The following is an 8,735-nucleotide window of genomic DNA, read 5'->3' on the forward strand; positions in this document are numbered from 1 at the left end:
GCCAGCTGGCTCAGCAGCAACCAGGCCACGCCGGCGCGCACCGGCAGCAGCCAGGGGATCACCCCGGCCGCGACCATCATCAGGATGCTGCCCAGCCCGGAGCGGTGCAGGTAGCCGACCGCCAGCGCGCAGATGGTCAGCAGCACCAGCATGCCGCGGTCGTACCAACGCACGCCGTCGCCGCTGTGCAGGCGTCGGGTCAGCAGGAAATAGACCACGCCGAAGCCCAGGTAGCTGGTCAGCAGCAGCCACACCTCGCCGCTGGGCATCCGTCCCGATTCCTCGACCGGCTCCCAGTACAGGTACAGCAACGGCATGCAGATGACGGCCCAGGTGAACAGGCCGGCATAGCGCAGGACGCGGGTATGGCTGAGATATCCCAACATGCAGCCATCTTAGGATGAACGGCGCGCATTGCACTCCCACGGAAGTCATGCCGGGGCGGCTCGCCGCCCCGGGTCGCGCGTGCGATAATCCGCCCCTGCGGCCCGCACGGGGCCGCGCGCGCATCAGCAATGGAGTCTCAATGTCGATCGTCATCCGCGACGTGCGCGAGCACGAGCTCGATTCGGTCCTGGCCCTGAACAACAACGCCGGACTGGCGATCCTGCCGCTGGATTCGGCCAAGCTGCACCGCTTCTACGAAACCGCAGAGTACTTCCGCGTCGCCGAGCGCGACGGCAACCTGGCCGGCTTCCTGGTCGGATTCGGCAGCGACAGCGACCACGACAGCAGCAACTTCGCCTGGTTCCGCGAGCGCTACCCGCAGTTTTTCTATATCGACCGCATCGTGGTGGCCAGCCGCCGCCGCGGCGGCGGCGTCGGCCGGGCGTTCTACGCCGACGTGCAGAGCTACGCCGAGTTGCGCTACCCGCAACTGGCGTGCGAGGTTTTCCTGGATCACGGCGCCGATGCGGCGCTGCTGTTCCATGGCAGCTTCGGTTTCCGCGAAGTGGGCCAGAACACGATGAACGAAGTGGAGGTGCGTGCGAGCATGCTGTTGAAGGATCTGTGCAGTTACGCCTGGGTGCGCGAAACCTACGGCGACACCCTGCCCGACCTGCCCTGGGCCGGCCACGCCCATCGTCTGCAGCGGGCACAGCGCCCGACCGGGACCTGAGCGTGTCGTCGGTGAATCTGGACTTCGAGCAGGCCGGCGAACTGAAGATCGGCCAGGTCGGCATCGCCAACCTGCGCGTGCGCACGCTGGACGTGGCGCGGCTGAGCCAGGAGATGCGCGAGCGCGTGCAGCGCGCGCCCAAGCTGTTCGGCCGGGCCGCGGTGATCATCGATTTCGGCGGCCTGGCGCAGACCCCGGACGTGGCCACCGCGCAGGCGCTGCTGGACGGGCTGCGCGACGCCGGCGTGCTGCCGGTGGCGCTGGCCTACGGCACCCGCGAGATCGAGGAACTGTCGGTGGCGCTGGGGCTGCCGCTGCTGGCCAAGTTCCGTGCGCAGTACGAGCGCTTCGATGGCGGCGCGCCCGCTGCGGCAGCGGCACCGGTCTCGCCGCCGCCCCCGCCTCCGCCACCGCCTGCTCCGGCGGCGCGGCCGCAACCCGGACGCATGCAGAAGAGCGCGGTGCGCTCCGGGCAGCAGCTGTACGCGGAGAACTGCGACCTGACCGTGATGGCCACCGTCGGCGCCGGCGCCGAGGTGATCTCCGACGGCAGCATCCACATCTACGGCACGCTGCGCGGCCGTGCGCTGGCCGGCGCCCAGGGCAACACCGAGGCGCGGATCTTCTGCCGCGACTTCCACGCCGAACTGGTCGCCATTGCCGGCCACTACAAGGTGCTGGACGATATTCCCAAGGAACTGCGTGGCAAGGCCGTCCAGGTCTGGCTGGAGCAGGACCAGATCATGATCGCCGCGCAAGACTGACGCGGCCCAACCTCGAACGTATCAGGAGATAGTCCTTTGGCTGAAATTATCGTTGTCACCTCCGGCAAGGGCGGCGTCGGCAAGACCACCACCAGCGCGAGCCTGGCCTGCGGGCTGGCGCGACGCGGCAAGAAGGTCGCCGTGATCGACTTCGACGTGGGCCTGCGCAACCTCGACCTGATCATGGGCTGCGAGCGCCGCGTGGTGTACGACTTCGTCAACGTGGTGCACAACGAAGCCACGCTGAAGCAGGCGCTGATCAAGGACAAGCGCTTCGACAACCTGTTCGTGCTGGCCGCCTCGCAGACCCGCGACAAGGACGCGCTGACCCAGGAAGGCGTGGAGAAGGTGCTCAAGGACCTGGCCGCCGACGGCTTCGACTACATCGTCTGCGATTCGCCGGCCGGCATCGAGAAGGGCGCGTTCCTGGCGATGTACTTCGCCGACCGCGCGGTGGTGGTGGTCAACCCGGAAGTGTCCTCGGTGCGCGACTCCGACCGCATCCTCGGCCTGCTCGACTCCAAGACCCACAAGGCCGAGAGCGGCAAGAGCCTGCCCGCGTTCCTGCTGCTGACCCGCTACAGCCCGGCGCGCGTGGAAACCGGCGAGATGCTCAGCATCGGCGACGTGGAGGAAGTGCTCGGCCTGAAGGCGATCGGCGTGATCCCCGAATCCGGCGACGTGCTCAACGCCTCCAACAAGGGCGAGCCGGTGATCCTGGACGCCGAATCCCCGGCCGGCCAGGCCTACGAGGACGCCGTGGCACGCATCCTCGGCGAGGAACGTCCGATGCGTTTCATCTCCGTGGAGAAGAAGGGCTTCTTCACCAAGTTGTTCGGAGGGTGAGCATGGGACTATTCGATTTCCTCAAGACCAAGAAGAACACCGCCGAGACCGCGAAGAACCGCCTGCAGATCATCATCGCGCAGGAACGCAGCCAGCGCGGCGGCCCGGACTACCTGCCGCTGCTGCAGCGCGAGCTGCTGGAAGTGATCAAGAAGTACGTCAACATCGACGCCGACGCGGTCAAGGTGGACCTGGTCAAGGATGGCGAGCACGACGTGCTCGACATCTCCGTCGCCCTGCCGGAAGGGCCGACGCCCTGAGGCCGCGCGTCGGCCGTGGCAGCCGCCGCGGCTGACGCGCCGATCCGGGCCGGCGCCGCGACGCGCTGTGCCTGACGTGATCGGGCGCGCCCGCCGCGCCTTTTCCATCCCGACGACCTCCACACGATGCAGACCGACGCCGCCCTTCCCGCTGCCGCCGCCCAGGTGCTGACCGTGGGCGCCATCGGCCTGGACGCGCCGCGCGCGCTGCTGGCCGGCTACGGCCTGGCTCTGCACCGCGTCGCCGACGGCGCCGCCATTCCCGGCAGCTACTGGGGCGAGCCGGAGGCCGGGGTGATCGCCAGCGACGTCTACGTGCGCGACGACACGCCGGTGCATTCGCTGCTGCACGAAGCCTGCCACCTGATCGTGCTGCCGCCGCAGCGGCGCGCGCAGGTGCATACCGACGCCACCGACTCGGTGGAAGAAGAAGACGCCACCTGCTACCTGCAGATCGTGCTGGCCGACGCCCTGCCCGGGGTGGGCCGTGCGCGGCTGATGGCGGACATGGACGCGTGGGGCTACACCTACCGGCTGGGTTCCACCCGCGCCTGGTTCGAGCAGGACGCCGACGACGCGCGCGCCTGGCTGGCGCAACGCGGGCTGCTGCCGGCGCAAGCCTAGCCCGTCGTCCTTACGACGCGGGCGACGGCGGCGACGCGCCGGGGCGCTTCAGCGCGCTGCTCAGGTCCAGCGTCGCGCGGGTGCCGCTGCCGGCCAGCGAATCCAGGTGCAGCGCCCAGCCCAGGTGCTCGCACAGCCGCGCGATCAGGTCCAGGCCGATGCCGCTGCCCTCGCGGCTGCCGCCGCCGCGCGCCATGCGCATGTAGATCGCGCTGATCTCTTCCGGACTCATGCCGTGGCCGGGATCGTCGATGCAGACCACGCCCGGCGCCAACATCGTGATCTGGATCTGCCCCTTGTCACTGTTCTCGATGGCGTTGCGCAACAGGTTGCCGATGGCGACCTGCAGGATCGCCAGCGGCGTCTCCACCTCGCACGGCGGCATCGGCGCCAGGGCCAGCTCCAGGCGCTTGTCCGCGCACAGGTGGCGGTGGTCCTCGACGATCTCCGGCAGCAATTGGTCCAGCCGCACCAGGTCGCTGCCGCGCGCCATCCGCGCCGGATCCTTGGCCAGCACCAGCAGCAGCGAGATGAGCTGGCCGACGCCGCTGGCGGTACGGCGGATGCGCAGCAACTGGTTGCGCACGCTGGGCGGTACGTCGTGCTGCTCCAGCGCCAGCTCGGCGGCGCCGCCGATCACCGCCACCGGCGTGCGCAGTTCGTGGCTGGTGCTGTCGATGAAGGCGCGCTCGCGCTCCACGAACAGGTCGTTGCGCGCCAGGTAATCGTTCAGCGCTTCGGCGATCACCACCTGCTCGGCGCTGGCGCGCGGATGCACCTCGATGCGCTGCCCGGGCCGGTCCGGGCGCAGGCTGCCGATGCGCTGGGCCATGTCGATCAGCGGCTGCACCACCCGGCCCATGCCCCAGGCCACCAGCGCGCCGAGCAGCAGCACCGCCACCGCGTTGGACACCAGCATCCACAGCGCCAGGTTGTCCTCGTGGTCGTGCAGTTCGGTGATGTCCAGCGCCAGCGCCAGGCGACGGCCACGCACGTCCTGCACCAGCACCACCTTCTCGCTGCCTTCCAGTTGCACTTCGTCGTGCAGGCCCGGACCCAGCGCCGTCACTGCCGGCGGCAGCGGTGCGCCACCCTCGTCGCCGTACAGGCTCACGGTGCGGGTGTCGATCCAGCGATAGTCCGGGTCGGCCGCGCTGCGCGCCAGGAAGTGGTCCAGTTCGGAAGTCAGCAACGAGCGCCAGGTGAGCTGCTCGGCCTGGTCGTTGACGATGTAGCCATGCACGAACACCGCCAGCGACAGCAGCGCCGCGTAGCCCACCAGCCACAGGGTCAGCCGCTGCCGCAGGCCGGCCCTAGTCGGCATGCTCGCCCTCGTGGGGACCGACCACCGCCAAGCGGTAGCCGATGCGCGGCAGGGTGTGGATCAGCTTGGCCGCGAACGGGCCATCGACGCTGCGGCGCAGGTCGTAGATGTGCGAACGCAGCATGTCCCCGTCCGGCGGCTCGTCGCCCCACAGCGCCTGCTCCAGGCGGTCGCGGGTGACCGCGGCCGGGCTGGCCTGCATCAGCACCTCCAACAGCTTGCGACAGGCCGGGTAAAGATGCAGGGTGCGTCCGCCGCGGGTCACTTCCAGCGTGGACAGGTCCAGCTGCAGGTCGCCCACGCGCAGCAGCTTGCTGCGGCCGCGGCCGCTGGCGCGCACCAGCAGCGCCTCCAGCCGCACTTCCAGTTCCGGCAGCGCGAACGGCTTGGTCAGATAGTCGTCGGCGCCGGCGCGGAAGCCGGCGATCTTGTCCGGCAGCTCGTCGCGCGCGGTCAGCATGATCACCGGCACGTCGGCATGGTGTTCCTCGCGCAGCGCACGCAGCACCTGCTGCCCGTCCAGGCGCGGCAGCATCCAGTCCAGGATCAGCGCATCGTAGCGCTGGGTGGTGGCCAGGTGCAGGCCGGTCACGCCATCGGGCGCCGCGTCCAGGGTGTGACCGCGCACTTCGAAGTAGTCGAACAGGTTGGCGACCAGGTTCCGGTTGTCTTCTATGACCAGCAGCCGCATGGGCGCGCTCGAATTCGGGGGACGGACCTGCCCATGCTAGCGGAAGCGTGTCGGAACGCCGTCAGAACGGCCGCGCGCCTTGATCGAATCTCAATAAAACCTGGAAAGGATCCCAACACGGCGCCGTCAGGCTGCCTTTCGCGCCGGCCGCCGGCACGCGTGGCCCGGCGCTTGCATCAGTGCGGCCGTGCGCAACCTTCGCTGAAGCCTCGGCCCTCTCACCCGCAGTTCCGACAGCTATCCGACACCTTCAACCCGACCATGCCCCCACTTTCCCGCCGTCCCTGGCCGCCTTCGTCGACCATGTTCAGTACGCCCCTGCGATTGTCCGCTGCGGCGGCGCCCCACCTCGGCGCACGCCGGCACTTCTACCTGTCCCACCTGTGGGTGCCGCTGGCGCTGGTGCTGCTGGCCAGTGGCCTGCTGATGGGCCTGGGCGGGGATTTCTGGATCGCCGACCTGCTGTATCGCTGGGAAGGCGGGCAGTGGGCGCTGAAGGATGCGGCGCTGACCCGTAGCCTGATCCACCACGACGGCAAGATGCTGAGCGCGGCGGCATGGGCGGTGACCGCCGCGCTGGCGGTGTGGGCCTGGCGCCGTCCGGATGCCCGCCGCTACCGGCTGCCGCTGCTGTACCTGCTGCTGACGGTGGCGCTGAGCACCGGCGTGGTGTCGCTGCTGAAGTCGGTGACCCACATGGACTGCCCCTGGGACCTGGTCCGCTATGGCGGCGAGCGGATCTTCGTGGGCCTGTTCGAGACCCGCCCGGCGGGCATGCCGCGCGGGGTATGCTTCCCCGCCGGTCATTCCAGTGCCGGCTATGCCTGGGTGGGGCTGTACTTCGTCGCGCTGGCGCTCAAGCCGGCCTGGCGTTGGCCGGCGCTGGCGATCGGCCTCGGGGGAGGCCTGCTGTTCGGTCTCGGCCAACAGCTGCGCGGCGCGCATTTCATGTCGCACGACCTGTGGACGCTGGCCCTGTGCTGGGGCGTGGCACTGGGCCTGTACCGGGCGATGCTGTGGCCGCGCGCGACCCTGTCGCAGGCCGATCGACGCCCTTCCACTACCAACGATTCCGCCGCATGAGCCATTCCGTCGCCCCGCCCTCGCCGTCCACCGCCTCCCGCGCCCGCTGGTGGGCCTGGCGCCCGCAGTTGAGCAACGAGATGCTGGCGCTGGCGGCCAGCGCGTTCTTCGCCCTAGCCTGCAACGGCATGTTCTGGCGCAGCGCGATGAGCGGCCACGACGGCGACGTCAAGCTGGCGCTGTCGCTGTTCCTGCTGCTGCTGGCGGTGCACGGCCTGCTGCTGGGCCTGCTGCTGTGGCGCGGCATCGCCAAGCCGGTGCTGACGGTGCTGCTGATCACCACCGCGTTCGCCGCGCACTACATGAACAGCTACAGCGTCTACCTGGACGCGGACATGCTGCGCAACGTGCTGGCCACCGACCACAAGGAATCGCGCGAGCTGATGACCCCGGCGCTGATCGCGCCGCTGCTGTTCTACGCGGCGCTGCCGATCCTGGTGCTGTGGCGGGTGCGGCTGATCCGGCGTTCGCCGCTGAAGGCGCTGGCGATCCGCGCCGGCTTCCTGGTGGGCATGCTGGCGCTGGGCGGCGTCGCTGCGATGCTGTCGTTCCAGGACCTGTCGGCGATGATGCGCAACCATCGCGAGATCCGCTACCTGGCCACGCCGATCAACTACCTGGTCGCGCTGCGGCAGAACTTCAAGTCCGACAGCCCCACGCGCAAGGCGCCGAAACTGCCGCTGGAGCACGACGCCAAGGCCACCGCGCGTGCGCCGGGCAGCAAGCCGCGGCTGCTGGTGGTGGTGCTGGGCGAAACCGCCCGCGCGCAGAACTGGGGCCTCAACGGCTATGCACGGCAGACCACGCCGGAGCTGGCCAAGCGCGACGTGATCAACTTCCCCGACATGCACTCCTGCGGCACCAGCACCGAGGTGTCGGTGCCGTGCATGTTCTCGCCGTTCGGCCGCCACGACTACAACGAGAGCAACATCCGCAAGCACCAGTCGCTGCTGCACGTGCTCGAACACGCCGGCATCAGCACGCTGTGGCGCGACAACCAGTCCGGCTGCAAGGGCGTGTGCGACGGCCTGCAGATCCAGCACCTGGACGACGCCAAGGATCCTCAGCTGTGCAAGGACGGACGCTGCATGGACGAGATCCTGCTGCAGGACCTGGCCGCGCAGGTGCGCGCCAAGCCCGGCGACCGCGTGGTGGTGCTGCACCAGCTCGGCAGCCACGGCCCCAGCTACTTCGAGCGCTACCCGGCCGCGTTCCGCCGCTTCACCCCGACCTGCGACACCGCCGACCTGGGCAACTGCAGCCGCGAACTGATCACCAACGCCTACGACAATTCGCTGCTGTACACCGACCACCTGCTGGCGCGCACCATCGACGCGCTGCAGGCGATGCCCGACTACGACACGGCGATGATCTACCTCTCCGACCACGGCGAGTCGCTGGGCGAGAAGGGCCTGTACCTGCATGGCGTGCCCTACGCGATCGCGCCGCAGGAGCAGACCCATGTGCCGATGGTGATGTGGTTCTCGCCCGGCTTCGCCAGCGCGCGCGGCCTGGACCTGGCCTGCCTGCAGGCGCGGTCGCGCCGCTACGCCGACCAGGACAACCTGTTCCCGTCGGTGCTGGGCCTGATGCAGGTCAGGACCGGCGTCTACGACCACGCGCGCGACCTGTTCGCGCAGTGCGCCAAGCCGCAATGACCGCCGGCCCACGCGCGGGCGTGGCGTAAGCGGACGCGGCGGCGCGACCCAGAGCGCACCACCGAACTTGCGGCGGTGCGGGCGGGCCACTAGCCTTCCGGGCAATCGCCCTGCAAGGATTCGCCGTGACCCATCGCTCTCCGCTGCTCGCGCTGTGCCTCGGCGCGAGCCTGCTGACGCTGTCCGCCTGCCGCAAGGAACCGGCGGCCGAGACCGCCGCCCCCGCCGCGGCCCAGCCCCAAGGCGAGAGCGCCGACCAGTTCGTCGCCCGCATCAACGAGGAGTACCGCGCGCTGCTGCCGGAACTGACCGCGGCGCAGTGGCTGTCGGCGACCTACATCAACGGCGACAGCGAGCGACTGGCG

The 8,735-nt window shown here is 69.6% G+C and carries 9 protein-coding genes and 2 pseudogenes; 8 read left to right on the forward strand and 3 right to left on the reverse strand.

The genetic code is table 11. The features are described from left to right. Window positions 1-386, reverse strand: a pseudogene (locus D183_RS25125) (sensor histidine kinase); the annotation flags it as partial. A 140-nt stretch (window positions 387-526) separates the two neighbouring features. Here D183_RS25125 and D183_RS0117415 point away from each other — a divergent pair. The 5 genes from D183_RS0117415 (at window position 527) to D183_RS0117435 (ending at window position 3,614) form a co-directional block, all read left to right on the forward strand. After that, complete coding sequence (locus D183_RS0117415) at window positions 527-1,120, forward strand: GNAT family N-acetyltransferase (RefSeq protein ID WP_010341204.1); 594 nt, start codon at window positions 527-529, stop codon at window positions 1,118-1,120. Between the two features lie 2 nt (window positions 1,121-1,122). After that, window positions 1,123-1,884 (forward strand): septum site-determining protein MinC, encoded by a 762-nt coding sequence (gene minC / locus D183_RS0117420; RefSeq protein WP_017910130.1) that lies wholly within the window; start codon window positions 1,123-1,125, stop codon window positions 1,882-1,884. Window positions 1,885-1,920: 36 nt separating this feature from the next. After that, the gene (gene minD / locus D183_RS0117425; RefSeq protein WP_010340244.1) at window positions 1,921-2,730 is read left to right on the forward strand and encodes a septum site-determining protein MinD; all 810 of its coding nucleotides are present in this window, start codon (window positions 1,921-1,923) and stop codon (window positions 2,728-2,730) included. Window positions 2,731-2,732: 2 nt separating this feature from the next. Beyond that, a complete protein-coding gene (minE, locus tag D183_RS0117430) occupies window positions 2,733-2,990 on the forward strand; it encodes a cell division topological specificity factor MinE (RefSeq protein WP_017910131.1) in 258 nt (85 codons plus the stop codon). Between the two features lie 126 nt (window positions 2,991-3,116). Then, a complete protein-coding gene (locus D183_RS0117435; RefSeq protein WP_017910132.1) occupies window positions 3,117-3,614 on the forward strand; it encodes a hypothetical protein in 498 nt (165 codons plus the stop codon). A 10-nt stretch (window positions 3,615-3,624) separates the two neighbouring features. On the opposite strand, the gene D183_RS0117440 is transcribed toward D183_RS0117435, so the two are convergent. After that, window positions 3,625-4,938: a sensor histidine kinase gene (locus tag D183_RS0117440; RefSeq protein ID WP_017910133.1), complete on the reverse strand. Its 1,314-nt coding sequence runs from the start codon at window positions 4,936-4,938 to the stop codon at window positions 3,625-3,627. Beyond that, window positions 4,928-5,629, reverse strand: a complete 702-nt coding sequence (locus D183_RS0117445) for a response regulator transcription factor (RefSeq protein ID WP_010340248.1) — start codon at window positions 5,627-5,629, stop codon at window positions 4,928-4,930. The genes D183_RS0117440 and D183_RS0117445 overlap by 11 nt, the downstream gene beginning before the upstream one ends. A 303-nt stretch (window positions 5,630-5,932) precedes the next feature. Here D183_RS0117445 and D183_RS25130 point away from each other — a divergent pair, with 303 nt between their 5' ends. The 3 genes and pseudogenes from D183_RS25130 to D183_RS0117460 form a co-directional block, all read left to right on the forward strand. After that, entirely contained in the window at window positions 5,933-6,712 is a 780-nt protein-coding gene (locus D183_RS25130; protein WP_017910134.1) for a phosphatase PAP2 family protein, read from the forward strand. Beyond that, window positions 6,709-8,370, forward strand: a complete 1,662-nt coding sequence (locus D183_RS0117455; protein ID WP_017910135.1) for a phosphoethanolamine transferase — start codon at window positions 6,709-6,711, stop codon at window positions 8,368-8,370. Before D183_RS25130 ends, D183_RS0117455 begins: the two co-directional genes overlap by 4 nt. A 125-nt stretch (window positions 8,371-8,495) precedes the next feature. Then, window positions 8,496-8,735, forward strand: a pseudogene (locus D183_RS0117460) (M2 family metallopeptidase); the annotation flags it as partial.

It is taken from the genome of Xanthomonas sp. SHU 199, assembly GCF_000364665.1.
Taxonomy (GTDB): Bacteria; Pseudomonadota; Gammaproteobacteria; order Xanthomonadales; family Xanthomonadaceae; genus Xanthomonas_A; species Xanthomonas_A sontii.